Annotated in this window: 14 protein-coding genes; 3 read left to right on the top strand and 11 right to left on the bottom strand. The window is 52.1% G+C overall.

Translation table 11 applies throughout. The annotated features are described in order from the left end of the window. Positions 1-14: 14 nt before the first annotated feature. A complete protein-coding gene (locus tag P9H32_RS14000) occupies positions 15-833 on the top strand; it encodes a CPBP family intramembrane glutamic endopeptidase (protein ID WP_322609530.1) in 819 nt (272 codons plus the stop codon). Position 834: 1 nt separating this feature from the next. Here the strand turns inward: P9H32_RS14000 and P9H32_RS13995 are convergent, their stop codons facing one another. Together P9H32_RS13995 and P9H32_RS13990 are read right to left on the bottom strand one after the other, a co-directional pair. Further along, positions 835-2130, bottom strand: coding sequence for a hexokinase family protein (locus tag P9H32_RS13995; protein ID WP_322609529.1), 1296 nt, complete (start codon positions 2128-2130; stop codon positions 835-837). A gap of 72 nt (positions 2131-2202) precedes the next feature. After that, positions 2203-3651: a hypothetical protein gene (locus tag P9H32_RS13990; protein ID WP_322609528.1), complete on the bottom strand. Its 1449-nt coding sequence runs from the start codon at positions 3649-3651 to the stop codon at positions 2203-2205. Between the two features lie 187 nt (positions 3652-3838). Here P9H32_RS13990 and P9H32_RS13985 point away from each other — a divergent pair, with 187 nt between their 5' ends. Continuing rightward, a complete protein-coding gene (locus tag P9H32_RS13985; RefSeq protein ID WP_322609527.1) occupies positions 3839-5641 on the top strand; it encodes an ankyrin repeat domain-containing protein in 1803 nt (600 codons plus the stop codon). A gap of 76 nt (positions 5642-5717) precedes the next feature. Here P9H32_RS13985 and P9H32_RS13980 read toward each other — a convergent pair whose 3' ends face one another. From P9H32_RS13980 to P9H32_RS13940, 9 genes are all read right to left on the bottom strand, one after another. Next, the gene (locus tag P9H32_RS13980; RefSeq protein WP_322609526.1) at positions 5718-6845 is read right to left on the bottom strand and encodes a DUF481 domain-containing protein; all 1128 of its coding nucleotides are present in this window, start codon (positions 6843-6845) and stop codon (positions 5718-5720) included. A 14-nt stretch (positions 6846-6859) separates the two neighbouring features. Next, positions 6860-7342 (bottom strand): 23S rRNA (pseudouridine(1915)-N(3))-methyltransferase RlmH, encoded by a 483-nt coding sequence (locus P9H32_RS13975; protein WP_322609525.1) that lies wholly within the window; start codon positions 7340-7342, stop codon positions 6860-6862. Positions 7343-7443: 101 nt separating this feature from the next. Then, entirely contained in the window at positions 7444-8361 is a 918-nt protein-coding gene (locus P9H32_RS13970) for an SPFH domain-containing protein (RefSeq protein ID WP_322609524.1), read from the bottom strand. Positions 8362-8371: 10 nt separating this feature from the next. Continuing rightward, on the bottom strand, positions 8372-8809 hold the full coding sequence (locus P9H32_RS13965) for an NfeD family protein (protein WP_322609523.1): 438 nt from the start codon (positions 8807-8809) through the stop codon (positions 8372-8374). A 144-nt stretch (positions 8810-8953) separates the two neighbouring features. After that, positions 8954-9769, bottom strand: a complete 816-nt coding sequence (locus P9H32_RS13960) for an SDR family oxidoreductase (RefSeq protein WP_322609522.1) — start codon at positions 9767-9769, stop codon at positions 8954-8956. Between the two features lie 68 nt (positions 9770-9837). Next, entirely contained in the window at positions 9838-12798 is a 2961-nt protein-coding gene (locus P9H32_RS13955; protein WP_322609521.1) for a glycoside hydrolase family protein, read from the bottom strand. A 268-nt stretch (positions 12799-13066) separates the two neighbouring features. Then, the gene (locus P9H32_RS13950; protein ID WP_322609520.1) at positions 13067-14644 is read right to left on the bottom strand and encodes a sulfatase family protein; all 1578 of its coding nucleotides are present in this window, start codon (positions 14642-14644) and stop codon (positions 13067-13069) included. A 125-nt stretch (positions 14645-14769) separates the two neighbouring features. Beyond that, positions 14770-16254, bottom strand: coding sequence for a sulfatase family protein (locus tag P9H32_RS13945; RefSeq protein WP_322609519.1), 1485 nt, complete (start codon positions 16252-16254; stop codon positions 14770-14772). Positions 16255-16458: 204 nt separating this feature from the next. After that, the gene (locus P9H32_RS13940) at positions 16459-17976 is read right to left on the bottom strand and encodes a sulfatase (protein ID WP_322609518.1); all 1518 of its coding nucleotides are present in this window, start codon (positions 17974-17976) and stop codon (positions 16459-16461) included. 404 nt (positions 17977-18380) lie between these two features. Here P9H32_RS13940 and P9H32_RS13935 point away from each other — a divergent pair, with 404 nt between their 5' ends. Then, positions 18381-19151 carry a DUF3108 domain-containing protein gene (locus tag P9H32_RS13935; RefSeq protein WP_322609517.1) on the top strand — a complete coding sequence of 257 codons (771 nt, stop codon included), beginning with the start codon at positions 18381-18383 and terminating at the stop codon, positions 19149-19151. Positions 19152-19274: the final 123 nt, after the last annotated feature.

Below are 19274 nucleotides of genomic sequence, written 5' to 3'. Positions count from 1 at the left end.
GTAAGATGTGCCGAATGGAAGAGTCCGCATCTATCTGGCAACAGGCCCTGCAATGGTTTCTCCTCATCGGCGGAGGAATGGCATTGGTCGGCGTTATTGCACACGAAAAACGGCATCCGGCCGACCGGCATCAGCTCACCGACACGCTGGCCGGCCGATCCTGGGAACCCCGTCAGGTCTTCATTCTGCTGGCTACATTGGTCATGCTATATCTCGCCGCCGGTTTTACCGGACAGTTTTTCCAGGGAGAACGGCGGCAGATGCTGCCCTACGTCCAACTGCTCGTCACCCTGATTATTTATGCCGTCCTTATGCTGGAAGCCGGCATCATCAGCCGTATCCGCGGCGGAAGCTGGACACAGAATCTGGGTGTTGACGCTTCCAGCTTCCGGAAAATCAGGCTCGTTCCCCTCATCTATCTGGCCACCATTCCGCTGATCATCGTCGCATCAAAACTCTATCAGCTACTGCTGACTTTCATCCTCAGAAACGAACCGGAGGTGCAGGAAGTTGTCGAAATTGTTTCGCGCGACATGAGTCTGCTGAAAATGCTGTATATCGGCATGGCCGTATTCGCGGCCCCGGTGTATGAAGAACTGCTCTACCGCGGAGTCTTTCTACCCTACATGGTCAAACGCTCCAACCTGGCCGTCGGCACTGTGCTGGGATCCGTCCTGTTTGCAGTCATGCACAACAATGCCGCCTCCCTGATCTCGCTGCTGCTGCTATCCGCCGTTTTAAGTCTGGCTTACTGGCGCACCGGCTCGCTGTGGGTCAGCATCGGTGTGCATATGCTCTTCAATGCCGTCACGATTATCGCCCTGAATATATAGCCTAAAAGGTCACCAGTCCGGCAATGGCAGCACCGACCACCGGGGCATCGTCAACCTGAATACAGCGGATATGCAGACCGCGCTTTTCCAGCATCGGTTTCAGATAAGCCTGAACTTTATCCGCCATTTGATACGTATAATAATACGTAGATCCGTCAATATTCACACAGACCGGATGCGCCGCATCTTTCCCTGCCCCGCATTTAACCGTCGCCGCACAGAGATTCACCGCCGTCAACAGAGCGGCGCGATCAACCACGCCTTTAAACACCATTCGCATAATTTCGCGGTCGCCCTCCGTAAACCGGTCGGAACCCAACTCACCGATGTCGCGGCCGTTTTCAGCGGCAAGATTGTCGATCTGAATAATATAAAGATCATCCAGTGCAGCCAACGCTTCAGCCCCGCTTTTCGAAAATACCGCCAGATCATGTTGAAGCGCTTTCAGCAATTCCAGCGTGATGGTTCCCATGTAAACCCCGGAAAGCGCCTTCTCAAAAACATGACTTCCCGGATTTTCGCTTTCTGCATCCAGTTTGAGATCGATGGCACTGCGCGGATAAGCCGCAAAACCGCCGGACTCCACATTGATGACCTGCGCACCTTCGTTCATATCGACCAGTTTTCCGATATTCCCGTTCTGTTCTACGTAAGCCGTATTGGTTCCGGTGCCCAGAATAAAGCCGATATAAGACGACGCATTAAAGCCCTGCCCCTGCGCAAGCCCGGCGAGCAGGCAGGCCACGGTATCATTCAGCAACACCACTTTTTTTCCGCTAATCCCGCGCGCCTCCAGCGCCTCAATCAGTCCGCCCCCGACGTGCCGGCCAACCAATTCCGGAATTTTGATTTCTTTCGTCCAGTGCAGCAGCTGACCGTCAAAATTCGGCTTAATTTCAGCCGGATAGGAAAAACAGAATCCAATGCTCTCAAAATCATCTTTCATCGGTTCAAGGGCATCCGCCAGCACCTGATAAAATTCCGCGCGGGTCTTCTCCTCGAACCGGCCCGGCATCGGCTGTTTACTGAATCCTTCAAGCTCAACCTCCCCGGCCGCGTTAAACCGGGCGATACAGACCCGCAGGTTGGTCCCCCCGGCATCAATCACCGCAACCGGTTTTCCGGTCGGCACCTGGCCGGCAACCCCCACGAAAGCCGGAATCATGGCCAGTGAACTCTCATCGCCGTTCAGTCCTTTTTCCATTTCGATCAGAAAATTATTCAGCAGCTCTTCTGCATTATACGCCTCGGCCGAAACCAGCCGCTCTTTCAGCCATGCAACAATTTGTTGGCTCATCCTCTTCTCCTTAAAACCGTTTATACACATATTGAAACCTCCCCCGACAAAGGAGGGATTACTGAAGTACACTCACTGCGATTCAGCACCGGCCGGTATCCCCATCAGAAACTCATTCCGATACCAGGCATGAAGCGATGAATCGTTACGGTAAAGTGTACACCGGGTGTATTCCATCCGGAACCGCGGTTCGCGCTGAAGCCCGTTCAGCACCAGCTGGTCAAACTCCTCCGAATCACCGCAAATCAGGATATCGGGTGCCCAGCGGTAAAACAATTTCCGGTTGAATCCCGTATGATTTTTAAAATGGGCGGCATCCCCCGGCACATGCGCCATTTCTGTTGAATTCAGCCCCATCAGATCGAAAACAAAACCGGCATAGCCCAGCTTATTCCCCCCCGCCGTAATGACGGCCACCGTTGGCCAGGCATCCAGATCCTGAAACATCCGGCTAAGCATTTCCCCGTTCCGGCGCCCTTCTTTCGCAATACGAAATTCGTGCCGAAGATTTCCAGTAATTGGAAAAAGAGTCCAGCCGATCAGAAACAACAGCGGCAAAATATACGGCCGCATGTTTTCGAAAAAACGCCCGGACATCAGACGGCTCCATTCGTGAGCCCCAACCAGGCAGAGCAACGGCCAGATCGGCTGATAAAAACGGAACGATCCGAAATGATCGCCACCCACCAGCACCGGAATCCCGATGCCCGGCAAAAGAAAACACACGATCCGAATCACAGCCGAATCCGCTTTATCCCGTTTTAAAATCACACACAGTAACAGCAGTATAACAACAAAAACCATGGCCCCGCTGAACAGATAACCCGTCGGATAACCGAGTCCGTTCCAGATATTGGAAAAAATTCCCGGTGTAACCTTTGCATAATAGGTATTCGGAACCGGCCATCCGAAATAGACTATTCGAAAAGCAACCAACAACCCCAGCGAAACGGCATAGGTTAGCAGCACCGGCAATACGGCCCTCAAACGCGCGCCTTTTTCCGCGAACACAAATACCAGCAGGATCACCCACACGCCCCACAGCATCGATTCCGGACGGGTAATCACCAGCAGCGGCATCAGCAGGGCCGCCGATCTGCTGCGCCGTTCCGCCACGGCCAGCCCCAGCAGCGTCAGTAACATACACCACAGTCCTGTTTCCATCAGCGTGACCTGACACCAGGCAAACCACGCGGGCGCTCCGGCGAGCATAAGGAGAAATACCGAACGCTGCTTCGTCCGTTTTAAACAGAACCCAACCGCGATCCCTCCCAGAATGAGATTCAGGAAAAATAATGGAATTTCCGGAGATCGGAACACTGCTGCAACCCCGGAGCAGATCAACGTCCAAAGCAGCGAAGTGAACCCCTCCACACGCTCCCCGCCGATGTTGTAGACGAAGCCATGACCATCAGCAAAATGGTTGGCATAAACCAGAAAGATATCAGCATCGTCAATTCCGGTACGCGGCATGCCCAGCATAAGCCAGGCGCCGAGTGCACCTAAAAAAACCACCAGCATTGAATGAACTGTAATCCGGTTGGACATCGGCAAAATCTAGCGAATCGCCCACCGCTTTCCAACCCCTGGAACGGAGAATAAACCCCAGAAAACGCACACCGAAAAGGAATTGGTTTCCAAAGATTGGAAGCCGCGCAACAGTGTGATACAAACACAACATTTTACGAAGAAGATGAGGAAATTTATAATGATGATCCGACTGTTGCCTTTGCTGTTTCTCCTCCTGCTGTCCGGCTGTTCCATGCAGGAACCAGCCGATACATCTGATCCTGCAGCATCGAAAAAATGGATTGCGCACTGCCTCAAAGAAGCCGGAAAAACATCAGGAACCATGAAAGCATCATGGCTTGTAAATGCCTATGAATTTGCGAAAAAGGCAGATCTCGTTTCAGCGCAGGAGGAACAGATTCCTCAACAGGTGCTTCAGCTCGGGCGGCAGACCAAAAACTTTTCAGCGTTCAACTGGGCAATAGACCACGGTGCCGAACCGCCCGTACAGTTTGGAGATCTGCTGGCCTACCGTGAGCTCGGGCGGGAATGGCGCGACAAAGTGGTGCAACATGATCCCGACACCCTCCCGGTTTTCATGAGCCTGGCGGTGGATCAATACGACCGCAAATTTTTCCGGGAACACGCCGCCGAATTTATGAAATATGATTTCGACGTTCCGCAACCCCTGGAAAAAACCGAATTCAGAATCCGCTACCGTCGCTTTCTGGGCGTTCAGCTTCAGGAAGCTCTGGACAAACAGGATGAGGAAAAAATCCGCTTTTTTATTTCTGTCACCCCGAAACTCGAGAATGTCAGCTATCTGGACAAGGCCGCACGAGAAAGCATGCAGGCAACCGGCGATTTTGTTTTGCAAACGCTGAAAGATGATGCACTGTTGCTGCATATGCTGGAGCTGAACTGGCCGCTGAATCCAATCGATTTTTCAAACCCCGTATTGAGCGAGGAATTTCTCGAAGCCTATCGCGCCAAACCCGAATATGTCATCCGCACCCAGGGCCTCGAAGAATGGGACGGCCCAATGTCTCCGGAAGAGGCCCGTTTTCTCACCACCCTTCCGGAAGAAGCCTGGGCCCTGCTCCCTAAATTACACTTCGATGAACTCACCGAGGAAAGTGTGAAAATGGTCGACACCGATGCCGCCGCCCGCGTAATTGCCTTTAAGGCCGCGCAAAAACCACTGACCCAGGCAGACTATAATGAACTGGTCAACTGGGCCCTGATGCATGGCAATAAATCCGTCTTTGAATTTGTGATCCGTGAGTCGGGCGAACTCGACCTCTTCAACATCGATTTCGCCGCTCTGGCCGAAAACCAGAAACTGTTCGAAATGTATGCCCCGAAAATTATGAGCCACATTTACTACACGCTGGACACGGAACCGCGCGAAGACGGCGTAACCATCGGCAACATCAAACGCGTCTTTGGGGCCAAAAATGAAAAAGCCGGGCTCTGGCTGGTGCATAAATACGACCTTTCCGAACCGTGGGCAAAGGCAACAGAGGGTCAGACCCTGCTTATGGATGTCTGCGAAATGGGTAACCTGCTGGCCACCCGCTATCTGGTGGAAAAGCGCGGGGAAAATGTTCGCCAGCAAACCGGTTACACGCAAATGCAGGTCACCATGTTCGGCAATACCAAACCCACCGAAGGAAAACTTTCTCCCATCTTTTTTGCCGCAAAAAGCGGCAATTCCGAACTCATAAAATATCTGGTCTCCAAAGGAGCAAATGTGAATGCCCGCTCAAACTATCGCGCCACACCACTGATGTATGCCGTAAGCGCCGGAAAAGTCGGCGCAGTAAAAACGCTGATCGGGCTGCACGCCGATGTGAATGCGGAAATGAATCCGAATCTCCAGAATATGGACCTGCGGGAACTCGGAATATATCACGAAATAAGCAACCCGTACCGCCGCGCCATGAGTACCCACAATGAGGAAATACAGCGGATTCTCCGGGCGGCCGGCGGCCGCCCCTGATGCGCGGCCCGATTGAAATGCGCACATTTATACTCGGATGCGCTCAACACACGTCCTGTCGAAGCCCGTTGAACAATCAGAAACTGTATCCAATGCCGACGACCAGTTGATAGTCATCCTGCTCCGGATAATCCAGACCGCCAACACCGTCATCCACGGGTTCCGGATCTTCGATCCGGTCCCAGATCAGGGAAATATCGAGATCAAGATCATTAATGATTTCATAGGAAAGTGTTGCCACCATATGGTGCGTATACCGGCCGTTTTCCGGACTCAGAAAACGCGCTGAATAGTCGTAAATAAAATCAAGATCGCCCGTCACCTCATAATCCAGACGCGTACCGATCGTTCCGAAAGCCGACCCGGAGCTCTCATCGGCCGTCGAAACCACCTCATCATAAATGGTTTCCTGATAACCGCCCCCCGCATTAGCCGTCCATTCAGTCCGGGCCGTACGGATGACATCGTAACCAACACCGGTTGCCACCGAGACCTGATCCCTGATATTCACAAATTCATCGCTGTAATATTCCGCATCAAAAATCCGCCAGTAAAAGCGGCCGGTCAGGAACCAGTCGGAGTACGCACTCAGACGATGATTATCAGCCGTCTTCTCCTTACCGTCATCCGAAGTTTCCACTTCGCTGTAATTGCCGATGTAATCCAGATTAATCCGAGAAGACGCTGTACGGCGCTTGATATTTGCCATGGCTGTAATATCGAGCGTTTCTGTATTTCCACCGCGCAGCGTTGCTCCCAGCGAAACGCTGCCGGACCAGTTATCGCGTTCGTTGCTCGATCCGCCCGCAATAGAAACCAGCTGATTCCGCTTAAACGTCTGAACCTCATCCCCGTTGAGAACCTTTACGTTTGCCCCGTCAAGTTCAATAATCCCCTGCAGCACCTCGGTTTCCCGACGTTTTATTTCGAACATCACTTCCTGGGGATCGCACGAACGGATTTTTTTCACGTCATCCAGGTCCAGTTCCAACAGATCCAGCTCATCGGAATCAAATTCCAGCGTGTAATTGTAGAGTACTTTAATTTCACCCTTCAGCCACTCGCCGGAATCCAGCTGCACCCAGTCATATTTTTTATCCGGTGGCGGAACAAAATTATCCCATTCTTTTTCATCCCCGACAGCAAACGCCGAGCCGACCAGAAAAAGCGAAAAACCAGCTCCTAATATCCTGCGAAACAACATGTTTACTCCCTTTTTCATTCATTGTGGTACGGATGATTCTCCACCACCGTAAAGGCACGGTATATTCCTTCAAGCAAAACCACCCGCGCAACGCCCCCGGCCATGACCAGCGACGACAGCGACCATACCGCATCCGCTTTTTTACGCACCGATTCCGCAAGGCCCAACGCCCCGCCGATCACCACCACCATGCGGCGCTTTCCAGCCATTGGAAAAGCTCCCTGCCTCCCGGCTTTAAGCAGATCCGCCATTTCCAGAGTTTGAATGTTCCGGCCCCGCTCATCACACGCCACCAGATAATCACCATCTTTCAGCAGCTTTCGGATCCGCTGCGCCTCCGCCTCTTTTATTTGTTCCGGAGTTCGCGATGAAACCTTTTCATCTTTATACACCGCCACCTCCACCCCGAACGGTTTCAGGCGCTTAATATATTCATCCTGCGCCGCGACCAGCGCTTTCGGCTTAATTTTCCCCGGAAATAAAATGCAGATTTTCATGCGCCGCTTTATGCCTGAATTTTCCAGCCATTGGAAAAGAAAAAGCCGGTTTCCAATACATGGAAACCGGCCGACAAACGCAGCAGAAAACCTGCCAGCGTTTATTTCCCGACGTTACCGATCACTTCCTTCGCCGTAGCCACAATACCCGCAACATCGGAGAGGTTCGACGGAATGATCATCGTGTTATTTTCCTTCGCCAGGTTGCCGAACTCAGAAATATACTGCTCCGCAATACGCAGATTCACCGCATCCGTTCCGCCTTCGGCGTTGATCGATTTCGCAATTTCAGTGATTCCCTCCGCCGTTGCCGTGGCTACCGCCCGGATTTCAGCGGCGCGTCCGTCGGCCTCGTTAATACGTTTCATTTTTTCGCCTTCAGACCGGGCAATCGCCGCCTGCTTTTCACCATCGGCCTGATTGATCGCCGCCTGTCGTTCCCCTTCAGATTCAGCAATTACCGCACGTTTTTCACGTTCAGCTTTCATCTGTTTTTCCATTGCCTCTTTAATACTCTGCGGCGGCGTAATATTTTTGACTTCGTAACGGGTAACCTTCACTCCCCACGGATCCGAAGCTGCGTCCACGGCTTCAACAATTGCCCCGTTAATGGAGTCGCGCTCTTCAAAGGTTTTATCGAGATCCAGCTTACCGATCACCGATCGCATGGTGGTCTGCGCCAGCTGCGTTGAAGCGAAACTGTAATTGCCGATGCCGTACGAAGCATTTTTCGGATCAATCACCTGCATATAAAGAATCCCGTCGACTTCAACGGAAATATTATCTTTCGTAATACACATCTGCGGCGGCACATCCACGGCCTGTTCCTTCAGCGTGTGCTTATAGGCGACACGATCAATAAACGGAATCAGAATATGCATCCCCGCTTCCAGCGTCTTACGATATTTCCCCAATCGCTCCACGATATAAGCATGCCGCTGCGGCACAATCTGCATGGTTTTTGCAATCGCAATAAATACAAAAACCAATACCGCCCCTGTGAAAATCAACCATTCCATCTTCTATCTCCTATACGCTTTTAACAATTAATGTCAGACTCTTCTGACCGCTTACCACCACACGCTGCCCGACCGTGAGAACCTCTTGGGACTCCGCTTTCCACGCCGTTCCGTTCAGCATGACTTTCCCGGCCGACTCCGGCGTTATTTCCCCCGTCACCTCGGCCTCGCATCCGATCATCCCTTCGTGAAAGGTATCCGCATTCACATCCGTTGCATTACCGGTGAAAACCGGTTTGATCAGCCGGCGCAGACCGAAAAGAGAGAGCACCGATGCGATCGTGAAAATAAGCAGCTGCGCCGGAAGTCCAACAGGCAGCAACCAGGCAATTAATCCGGTGAACAAAGCCCCAAGTCCGAAAAAGAACAGAATCAGACCCGGCATGACGAACTCACAGAGCATCAGCCCGATTCCAACAATCACCCACCAGAATGCGGGAGTAAACATATCAACCTCCTTAGTAATGACATAAAAGATAGACTTACAAATTAACCTTTTCCATTACAAAGCGCCACCCCGTTTGTAATACATAAAAAAAGCCGGTTTCCAATGATTGGAAACCGGCATCCCCATTCAGTCAGCTAACAGCAATCAGACTCCGCTGAAGGTCGAGAAACCGCCGTCCACCGGAACCACAGTTCCGGTGACAAATGAGGCGGCATCGGAAATCAGATAATGGATTGTTCCGTAAACTTCATCCTGATTACCAAAACGACGGAAAGGCGTATTGTCAATAACCTGTTGTCCACGCTCGGTATAAGAGCCGTCTTCGTTGATCAGCAGCGCCCGGTTCTGATTGCCGATAAAGAACCCCGGAGCAATGGCGTTGACCCGGATTTTATCCCCGTATTTCAAAGCCATTTCGGCCGCCATCCAGCGAGTGAAATTATCAATGGCCGCCTTGGCGTTGGAATAGCCCAGAACACGGGTAATCGCCAACGGAGAAGACATGGAAGAAAAATTGACCACACAACCGGAACCCTGCTGCTTGAAGGCTTTGGCAAAGGTCATGGTCGGCATAACCGATCCCTTGAGATTCAGATCGAGCACCTTGGAATAATCTTCGATCTTCAGATCGAAGACATCCTGATCCGGACCGATAGTTGCACCGGGCATATTTCCGCCGGCACCATTAATCAGCACATCGATGCGCCCACAGGTTTTCAATACCTGATCGTACACCGAATCGAGTGCACCCTGATCGAGCACATTGCAGGCAAAACCGCAGCACTTGTCGGAAATACTCTTCGCCTTTGCCACTGTTTCATCCACTTTGTCCTGAAACAGATCCAGATAAACCACATACGCACCCTGCTCCTGAAGATACGTTGCAGTTCCTCCGGCCAGCACACCGGCCGCGCCGGTCACAGCAATCACTTTATCCTGAATATTAAACAATTGATTCATATAAATCCCTTTCACCTCAAAGGTTTGAGATATAAATAAATCAAAGTATCCGGAAAATAGGAAGGAATTTATTCCGCCGGTATATGGTAGAGCATCATTCCGTTATAAAATGCGGGTTGTCCCTCCGTCACCAGCCCGACCTGTGCGGCGGGCCAGCGCCCTTCCACCTCGACCATGGGCCGCCCGTTCAGCTCGATGATGACGCGATCGTTCAATTTGACACACCGGAAAAAATAACTTGATTCCACATCCAGCGTAATCACGGTCTCCTGCGGGCGCGACATAGTATCCGACAGTGAATCTCCACTGCCTATCATCTCATTGATCCCTAAACTTTCTCCGGGGGTATAGCCGCGAATATAGCGCCCTGTCCGGCTGTCAATCACAACAGAACCGGAGATATAAAAACCGAACCCGACATAGTTTCCAATGACCGGACGAAACCGGATCGGATTAAAAATACCGGATTGCTGACTTCGCGGCTTAGGTTCATCCGCCTCATCAAACCGGCCATCGTCCCAGAGGTTGGGCTGCTCTCCGCGATCAAGCTGCGCATATTTGATAACCATGGTGTCGGCGGGAATCAGAAACTCCTGACGCAGATGTTCGAATTCCCCTTCCAGCCAGCGGATATCCATGGCACTGATTACCGACTCGGAACGCAACCCATAAACCCACGAAGTCACACTGCGATACGCAGTGCTTTTGTCGTAGAGATGCCGATGGACCACCTTTGTTTTAAGACCTTTTCGGAGCGGCTTAATGTCACGGCCGGCCAGCTTGCCGCTCACCACCAGCTCACGCGCCCGCGTATCAATCATGGCTTTGAGATAATTGTTCCTGTCCGCAAATACCGGAAAAATGCCATAGGTACGCTCTTTGCCCTCCTCCATCTCCTCAAGCTGAACATTAACGGTGAATTCATACTGATCCAGCAGATCCCCCTTAAACGCGCGGCCGGTTTTCGAATGGGCACGCTGTTCCAACCCGAGCTTCCGGTCCATACGCCACTCGCCGCCCGCCTGCGTTCCATCAAGCGCACCGCCCCAGCCCGTGATATACGCATCGTGTTCATCCCAGCCGGCCGTATAGAAAAGCCCATCAAATTCAGCCACAGAATTCCCGCAATAAACACCGGGAACGCCCGGCTCTGAAATCCGGGTAACCAGTGCTTTCTCCGGCAGCAGATCAATCCCGTTGAGTTCAATATCGAAATGGGTACCGTTCCTGGACACCCGGAGCCGATGCAACGGAGCATCGGTCTCTTTCATGCCCGGCGGTTTTTCCAACAGCTGGAAGGTTTTGGGAAGCCGAAACTTTTTCGGCGTAACCCGGCCCGGTTCGATGTGATAAGACCAGGTCCGTTTGGCCGGGTTGATGCTCACAATCAAATCAGATTCTCCATCGCTCCAGGCCACCACGCCCACGTCGCCTTTTCCGGATGGCGGGAACCGGATACCGGTTTCAAAAAGATAATTCATCCGGGGCTCCTGATTGAGATAGGCTTTTGCCTTTCCTGTGGGTTCTGTTTGGCGCATGGCCCCGGCCGTACTCATCCATTTTCCACCGGAAAGCATCCAGCGTTCCCCCCACTCCTCATGCTCTCCCGGAGGAAAATCATCCGCAAACGTCGGCTTTACCGGCGGCGGATGATATCCCGGAGCGGTCTCCGTTGCAGGACCGTTAACCACCAATTCCTTGTCAAAGAAAAAGACCCGGTCAAGTCCCGTTCCCGGAACACCGTTCCACCAGGCCTGATACAGCATCCATTTTTCAAAACCGTTCGGCCCGTCAATCAGACGAGGGGCGTTGAGCCCGTATACCGTCGGCTCCACGGGAAGATCCTTTGCATCAAGCAATCCGAAATCAATAAAACGTGCCCGCGCATTTCTGGAAACCCGTACCCGGACCGCAATGACATTCTCCTCCCGAGAGAACACCCCCTTGCAAGCCTCTGAAATATCGAAATTACTGTAGGCGATGGCCGGCACCGCCGATGCGTGAACTTTTTTTCCATTGATAAACACCTCCACCGCGCCTTCGTGACGAATGTTCAACACCGGCGTTTCCGGAATACCGCGCCGAAGATCAAACTCCCGCCGCACCCAGAGATATTGTCCTTCATCCCACGTTGTCCTACAGGCATGCAACTGCGCACCGTTAATCTCATCGGGCGAACCGAACCCGCCATCTCCGGTTCGCCACTTCGAATATTTATACCCGGTTGCCGTCCATTCCCCCTCCGGTTCAATGGTCGTATATCGACCGCGCCACGGCGTAAACTCGCCGGACGGCAGAATGGTTTCATAGCGATACGAAAGCCGGTCGGCGTTCCGGCGCAACACCGGATCCGGCAGTTTATCCGTATTATCCAGTTTCAGCGGATTTTCATTCATCGCCACCCCCACCTGCCTCAGGCCGGTGCGCGGACTCGGATTGTTGGCCGCATACAGCAGATAGTAGTTCCCCCGATAAGCAAAAATCTCCGGCTCGCCCAAATCCGCACTGTCGAGCGAATCCCACATGCCGCGGCGGCCATCCAGCAGCTGATCGGGTTTCCCGTAAATCTGCCACGATTTGGAATACCGCTGCAGCCACACCTCGCCCTCTTTTTTACTGCCGGACCGACGATTCACCGAAAACAGCACACCGCCCGGATCCTGATACATACGCATTTCATCGCCCGAAAGTCCCGTCTTCCGCAATGCGGAAAACGGCTCAAGCGGCTGCTCCGCCCAGGCATAGCCCTGCCCCTGTGCATACAAATGAAATAAACCGTTTCGGTGGAACAGCTCATAGGGCCCCGCCACGGTATCCGGCAGCACACGGGTGGCCGATTCCCAGTCCACCAGATTATCCGACACCAGCATCACGCCGTTCGTGGAACCATCCATCGCATAATAAGCCCCGTTGTAGCGCACCAAGGCCCCGTCCAGCCGGACCGGCAACGGATTATGCGAGGCCCGCACGTTCGTGCCTCCCCACAGCAGCGACGAAATCACGCAGAAAATACTCAGTTTACCGCCCATTGCCTCTCCCAGTAATTCCGGGGAGTATCCCGGAACACCCCCCGGTAAACCAGCGTATTCTGTTCGTGATCAAGGCACCCCGCCCGATAATTCCCAAAGCGGACAGCACGCAAACCGCCCCCCGAAGCCCCTGTATTTTGCCCATATATTCGGTGCTTTTTTGCCCGAATCAAACAGCGCTTATCGGCCGAAGCACGTTTAAACAAAACGTGCCCTCAACCTTAAAAAGGGAAAACCCAATCACGAATCCGCAGGGATACAAACAGCCCTACTTCAGAATATCGTGCACCACATCGAGCTGTTTCCAGGCTTTATTTGAATTGTAATCTGAAGGCAACCGCGGCCCTGGCGTGCTTCGTCCATTCATAATAACCGAAGCAAGATCATGTTTTAACGACTCGATAACTTCCGGATATTTTTGTGCCAGATTAACGTTTTCTTCCGCATCGATGCTCATGTCGATCAATTGAAGCGGAGCCGCGTTTCTGATCGGTTCATTTTTCCGCGGATCACCGCGGTTCGAACCGCCGAAATCATCAAACATCACTTTCCACTTTCCTTTACGGATAGCGAAAATTCCCTGATCTGAATGGTGAATAACGAGCCGTTCTTTATTTCCGGGAATTGAAAGTCCGTTCAGCGCCGGAAGAAAACTGACACTGTCCTCGCCGGCGTCATCGTTCAGTTTACAGCCTGTAATATCTGCCACGGTGGCAAGAAAATCAGTTGTACAGGTCAATGCGTCAGAAACCGTTCCCGCCTGAACCCGCTCCGGCCACCGAACCACAAATGGAACACGATGCCCACCTTCCCAGTTGGTTCCTTTCATTCCACGGTAAATCCAGCTGGAGTGGTGTCCTTTGGCCGCCATGGCAACAATTCCGGCTTTAGGCGATGTTCCGTTATCCGCCGTGAAAACCACCAACGTGTTATCCGCCATATCCAGTTGCTCCAACGTCTTCAGCACTTCACCAACCACCCAGTCTGTTTCCATGCAGAAATCCCCATGCAGATTTAAACCGCTTTTACCTTTGAACCGTTCGCTCGGAACAATCGGCGAGTGCGGCGATGGCAACGGAAGATAGATAAAGAACGGCTTATCCTGATTTTTCCGGATAAAATCGCAGCTCTTTTCAGCGAGTTTCGCGAGCACCTCCTGCTGAACATACTCTTTTGCTGCATAGCCTGTTTTGGACGGCTGAGTAAATCCCCGCGCCTCCACAGCCGCCATCGTCTCCAGCGCCTCCACTGTTCCCAGCATACGATCATTTTCGATGTAGGCATGCGGAGACATATTCAACGAAGCAGCGATACCGAAATAATAGTCAAACCCGTTGCTGTTCGGACCATTTTTGATCGGCTGCGCGGGATCAACCTGTTTCCAGGAAGCTTTACCTCTTTTATTCGCAGCATCTGCCTGCGCCCAATCCATACCCAGATGCCACTTTCCGAAACAGGCTGTCGCATATCCCTGTTTCTTCAAAAACGAAGCCACCGTTTCACGAGTCGGTTCAATCAGATGGGCGCTATACCCACCCAGCACACCCTTTTTCAGCGTCGGTGTACGCCAGGAATACCGCCCCGTCAGAATTCCGTAGCGCGTCGGCGTGCATACCCCTGAACTGGTGTGGGTATCCATAAACTTCATGCCCTCGCTCGCCATGCGATCAATATTCGGCGTTGAAATTTTTGAATCCGGATTATACGCCGAGACATCGCCCTGCCCCATATCATCGGCCAGAATATAAATAATATTGGGCTTTGACGGATGCGCACCGGATTGTTTTTCCGCCTGGGCAAAACCCGAAACCATCATCGATAGAGCAATAAATACCGCATTTTTCATTTTATCTCCTTGTTGGAACCGTGCCGCAAGCAACGTCTCCCCCTTATATTTTATCCCCGGTTATTCCCGGTAAACACACCGGATACCCGAAGCCGGCCTTCCGGATTCAGCGTTCCCGCTCCCCCTTATTCCTCCCCGCTTTTTCGGGATTTCATCCGCCGCTTCACCTGATCCGCTGGTTTACCGAGCTCCTGCCAGGGGTCGACCGGGCTGTAATCCCCCGCATCATATTCATCGCCGCGGTGACTCTTTTGAGCAGAGGCCATAAATTCCAGAATCTGCCGGCGCATCCGCTGCGCTTTTTCAGGATATCGCGAAACAACATTGTTCTGTTCCGCGACATCGTTCGACAGATCAAACAAACGATCACTGGAAGCATCGGTCGGCGATTCGATAATCAGTTTAAATGTTCCTTCCACCAAACCCGCATACTGCCTGAAACGGAACGGAATCGACTTCTCATGCACAGCCTGTTCCCCGAGAAGAATCGGAAGAATATTCTGCCCGTCCAGCTCCCGGTTCGGCAGCAGCTCTGCACCGGTCATTTCGCAAACAGTCGGCAAATAATCGAGTACCGACATCGGCACATCAATACGCGACCCCGGCGCAATCCTCCCCGGCCAAACCGCCATCCCCGGAACGCGAACCCCGCCATCAAACATACTGCGTTTACGACCGGAGAAAGGACCGGAACTCCCTGCCCGCCGCGTTTTTAAGCGGTCTTCAGGCTCTCCGCCTTCCGGCCCGTTATCGCTACAGAAAAAAAGCGCGGTATTTTCAGTTATCCCGAGATCTTCCAACTCGGAACACAAACGCCCCACCTGATCATCCACTGCGGTAATGCATCCATAATAATGCGCCGCCTCGCCATAACCTTCATACATTTTCAGGTATTCCGGTCCCGCCTTGATATCCTCATGCGGAGCATGAAACCAGATCACAGCCACAAACGGCTTTCCCGCGTTTACGGCGCCCCGGATAAACGAAATCGCCTTATCCATGATCACGCGCGAATCACAGCCCACCGGCGGTTCATCCACAGGCTTTCCATTATGATAGTAAGGATTATTCACCGCGCGCTTTCCCAGCCCCGGATCCCACGTACAGACGGCGGATTCGGTGACAAAGCTTTCATCATAATCGCGTTGCCACGGCGGCGCAAAATTTACATCCGGCCGGCGCCCTTTCCCCTTGGCCGACACCGTTCTGCTCAACGTCCCGAGATGCCATTTCCCAAAATGCCCGGTAGCATATCCCTGTTTTTTAAGCATACGCGCAAGGGTATACTCTTCCTTTGGAAGATGGCCTTTATTCGCCGTCCAGACTCCCATGCGGTAATAGTGGCGCCCCGTCAAAAATGAAGCACGCGTGGGAGAACAGACCGGACCGACCGAATAAAAATGCGTCAGCACAGCTCCCTTTTCTGCCAGATGGTCCAGCTGCGGTGTTTGAATAATGGAATTTCCATTAAAACCAACATCACCCCAGCCGAGATCATCACACATCATCAAAATAATATTCGGCTTTTCCTGCTGCCCATCAGGCAACTGATCCGCACAGACCGTACCGACCATGAAAAGAAATCCGACGAATAAAGACCACCCATTCATTTTTCACTCCTTATTTGCGGATCCGTTCTGCCCATATGCAGATGCCCCGCTCAACCGTATCCCTTCACAACCATCCCATAAACAAAGCCAAAAACTGACATTCATACGCACGCTGTAAATATTTCCGTCCGCATTTTCAGAACCGGGAATATTTACAGCGTCGGACCCGCCTGCAAAGGGGCTGGAATCCTGCTGATGTGCAGCCTACTTCAGCCGAGACAGATCACGTGTTGCTTTAATTCCGGGAGCTGCGTCGGCATCCACATAGTTCTTCGGCTTTTTATGATTCGGAAACTTACCCGCAGCCCGAGTTTCAGGAACCCATTTTTTCATCCGGGCTGCGATGGCGGCATATTCCGGACTGTTGATTAAATTAGTCCATTCCATGGGATCATTCTGAAGATCATAAAGCTCTTCCGTGCCGTCCAGCTGGAGGGCATAGTGCCAACGCTCTCCCATCACAGAAGTGCCGGCAGACGTCACCGTAATACCGGGGCGGTCCCAGGCCGTCTCCGGATTTTTCAGCAACGGAGAAAAGTCCAATCCATCGAGCTCTTTTTCCGGAAGTCCGCAGAGGCTGACCAGCGTTGGATAAATATCAATCAGGCTTACGGTACGATCGCAGACCAGCGGCTTTTTCATGCCCGGAATTTTTACGATAAACGGAGTTTTGGCCGTCTCGTTCCAGGTCGTATTCTTCAGGAAACGCTGTTTTTCGCCAAGGTGCCAACCGTGGTCTCCCCAGATAACCACAATGGTATTATCTGCATATTGACTGTTTTCCAGGGCCCGGAGCATCTTACCCACACAGGCATCCGCAAAACTGATGGATGCAAGATAAGCACGGGTGGCGTCTTTTTCCAGCCCGTGTTTTTTAATCCATTCGTATTCTCCGCTCGGTTTAAAGGCCTTTTTTCCCTTCGGAGTTAGAATATCATCAAGATCATCCTCCTTCACCTCCGGCGGCTGAATGGATTCGAGATCATAAAGGTCAAAAAACTGCTGCGGCACATACCAGGGCAAATGCGGCTTAATGATTCCGGAAGCAATGAAGAACGGCTTTTCAAAATCACGCTGTAATACCTCTTCGGTCCAGGCGGCGACTTTATAGTCCACCATCTCCTCGAACCCGCACTGGGTCGGCCCCCAGCTCAGTTTGGCTTTACCCTTGTATTCAGGTTTTGAGATGCCGTTGATGATGCCCGCGCCGGCCGCAGTAAGCTTTGCTTTATCCGGACGGTTGTTCACACCGCGACGCGCACGGGCATGCTCGTCCCACGCCCAATGACCGAAATCCGTATATTTGCCATCAATACCATGCTTGTGAAAAATCTTACCGTTCGACAGCGTATAATATCCATGCTGAGTAAAATATTCAGGCAGCGTGGCATGCGTTTTCACGATCTCGGAAAAAATCATATTATGACCATTTCCGTAAACTCCGGTTGTACTCGGGAGAAAACCCGACAAAACAGCCGATCGGGACGGTCCGCAGATCGGAGCCGCGCAAACGGCATTTTTGAAAACCATTGCCCCGCCTGCACAGAATCTATCCAGCTCCGGCGTCTTGGCCTGCGGATGACCGCCGAGCGGTCCGATCCAGTCGTTAATGTCATCAATGGCAATCATCAGGATATTCGGCCGTTCCGCACCGAAACACCCGGCGGCCAAGTGCATGGCGGCAAAAAAAACAAGGCTGTATTTGAGCACAATTTTCTTCATCTATTCTTTTTCACTCCTTCAACGTTCCGGTTGCCCATCCTGTAGACGATGGGTTTATTGCAATTGATTATTTCCCGCAGCCTCACTTTATCCGAGTCCCGGTATTCTCCAAATTCGCATGCGCTTTGATCCTATTGTTTCGTGTGATCCGCCCCGTATAACGGACTGGTGACGCGCATCTTCTTTTACCTGAAGCAGAACTCATAAGGGCCCGGAAACAAGACTGCTCATATTCCAACTAATTTATCGGGATGTACGGCATCGTTGCTACATGGTATCACGTAAAGGATGTGCTCTTTCTTGCCACAGAGTTTTCCTCCGGGCGCATTGATAAAATTTCAAACAAAGATACAATCTCTCTTCCGGGGATTGTTCACTCTGCCGAAAAAGGGTAATTAAAGGCCATGATGAAACGTAAATCTTTCCTGTCCGGTTTATTTTCTCTGTCCTTCCTGCCTGTATTTTCATACGGCGGAGAATCAGCCAACCCGCTTAAACCTCCGTTTGAACCGGGCGAAAAGCTGAAGTACAGCCTGGGCTGGCAGTTCATTGTGGCGGGGTATGCGACCCTTGAGGTGCTTCCGGATGAGGAGCTGGACGGCGTGAAACTGCGGAGTTTTCAGATGCAGGCAAAGACCCGCAAGGTGGTGGATTCGATTTTCAAAGTGCGCGACACCCTGTCGTCGCTCACAACCTTTGATGTGGGCCGTTCGATGGGGTATTCAAAGATTCAGCGTGAAGGTAAAACAAAACGGGACATCACCGTGGACTTCGACTGGGAAAATCTGGAGGCGCATTATTTTGAGGCCCGAAAACAGAAATCGCAAACAACCCCGATTCTGGAAAACACGCTGGATCCGCTTTCGGCCTTTTATTTTGTGCGGCAGCAGAAACTTGAAGTGGGCAAAACCATTGAGGGGCCAATGACGGATGGCAAGCGCTGCAAAATTGCACGCATTGAAGTGAAGGAACGCAAAACCATTAAAGTGAACGGCAGGAAGTATGACTGCTTCCGCCTGAAACCGGATATTTCCGATGTCGGCGGCGTTTTCGAGAAAAGCAAAGACGCAAAAATCGAGATCTGGTGCACCGCCGATCACCGTCACATTCCGGTACTGCTGAAAAGTAAAGTCGCCGTCGGCAGCTTTAAAGCGGAACTCATACCGGATGAATAACCCAAATGCATGAAGCTCTGTCCAAATCGAAATCTATCCTGATGTTGACCTGAGCACCGGCTCATCGGAAGATGGCCTTCGGTAAGGAAAATCCAGCCGAATGGGTTGACCGAGAACCACTGA

Origin of the sequence: Pontiella agarivorans (assembly GCF_034531395.1) — a bacterium.
GTDB lineage: Bacteria > Verrucomicrobiota > Kiritimatiellia > Kiritimatiellales > Pontiellaceae > Pontiella > Pontiella agarivorans.
The sequence above is the reverse complement of the archived record's forward strand: the minus strand, read 5'-3'. Positions and strand labels throughout refer to the sequence as shown.

What these genes read in the sequence shown, in the direction of transcription:
- P9H32_RS14000 (WP_322609530.1), top strand. Translation starts at nt 15, where the DNA reads ATGGAAGAGTCCGCATCTATCTGGCAACAGGCCCTGCAATGGTTTCTC.
- P9H32_RS13995 (WP_322609529.1), bottom strand. Translation starts at nt 2,130, where the DNA reads ATGAGCCAACAAATTGTTGCATGGCTGAAAGAGCGGCTGGTTTCGGCC.
- P9H32_RS13990 (WP_322609528.1), bottom strand. Translation starts at nt 3,651, where the DNA reads ATGCTGGTGGTTTTTTTAGGTGCACTCGGCGCCTGGCTTATGCTGGGC.
- P9H32_RS13985 (WP_322609527.1), top strand. Translation starts at nt 3,839, where the DNA reads ATGATGATCCGACTGTTGCCTTTGCTGTTTCTCCTCCTGCTGTCCGGC.
- P9H32_RS13980 (WP_322609526.1), bottom strand. Translation starts at nt 6,845, where the DNA reads ATGTTGTTTCGCAGGATATTAGGAGCTGGTTTTTCGCTTTTTCTGGTC.
- P9H32_RS13975 (WP_322609525.1), bottom strand. Translation starts at nt 7,342, where the DNA reads ATGAAAATCTGCATTTTATTTCCGGGGAAAATTAAGCCGAAAGCGCTG.
- P9H32_RS13970 (WP_322609524.1), bottom strand. Translation starts at nt 8,361, where the DNA reads ATGGAATGGTTGATTTTCACAGGGGCGGTATTGGTTTTTGTATTTATT.
- P9H32_RS13965 (WP_322609523.1), bottom strand. Translation starts at nt 8,809, where the DNA reads ATGTTTACTCCCGCATTCTGGTGGGTGATTGTTGGAATCGGGCTGATG.
- P9H32_RS13960 (WP_322609522.1), bottom strand. Translation starts at nt 9,769, where the DNA reads ATGAATCAATTGTTTAATATTCAGGATAAAGTGATTGCTGTGACCGGC.
- P9H32_RS13955 (WP_322609521.1), bottom strand. Translation starts at nt 12,798, where the DNA reads ATGGGCGGTAAACTGAGTATTTTCTGCGTGATTTCGTCGCTGCTGTGG.
- P9H32_RS13950 (WP_322609520.1), bottom strand. Translation starts at nt 14,644, where the DNA reads ATGAAAAATGCGGTATTTATTGCTCTATCGATGATGGTTTCGGGTTTT.
- P9H32_RS13945 (WP_322609519.1), bottom strand. Translation starts at nt 16,254, where the DNA reads ATGAATGGGTGGTCTTTATTCGTCGGATTTCTTTTCATGGTCGGTACG.
- P9H32_RS13940 (WP_322609518.1), bottom strand. Translation starts at nt 17,976, where the DNA reads ATGAAGAAAATTGTGCTCAAATACAGCCTTGTTTTTTTTGCCGCCATG.
- P9H32_RS13935 (WP_322609517.1), top strand. Translation starts at nt 18,381, where the DNA reads ATGATGAAACGTAAATCTTTCCTGTCCGGTTTATTTTCTCTGTCCTTC.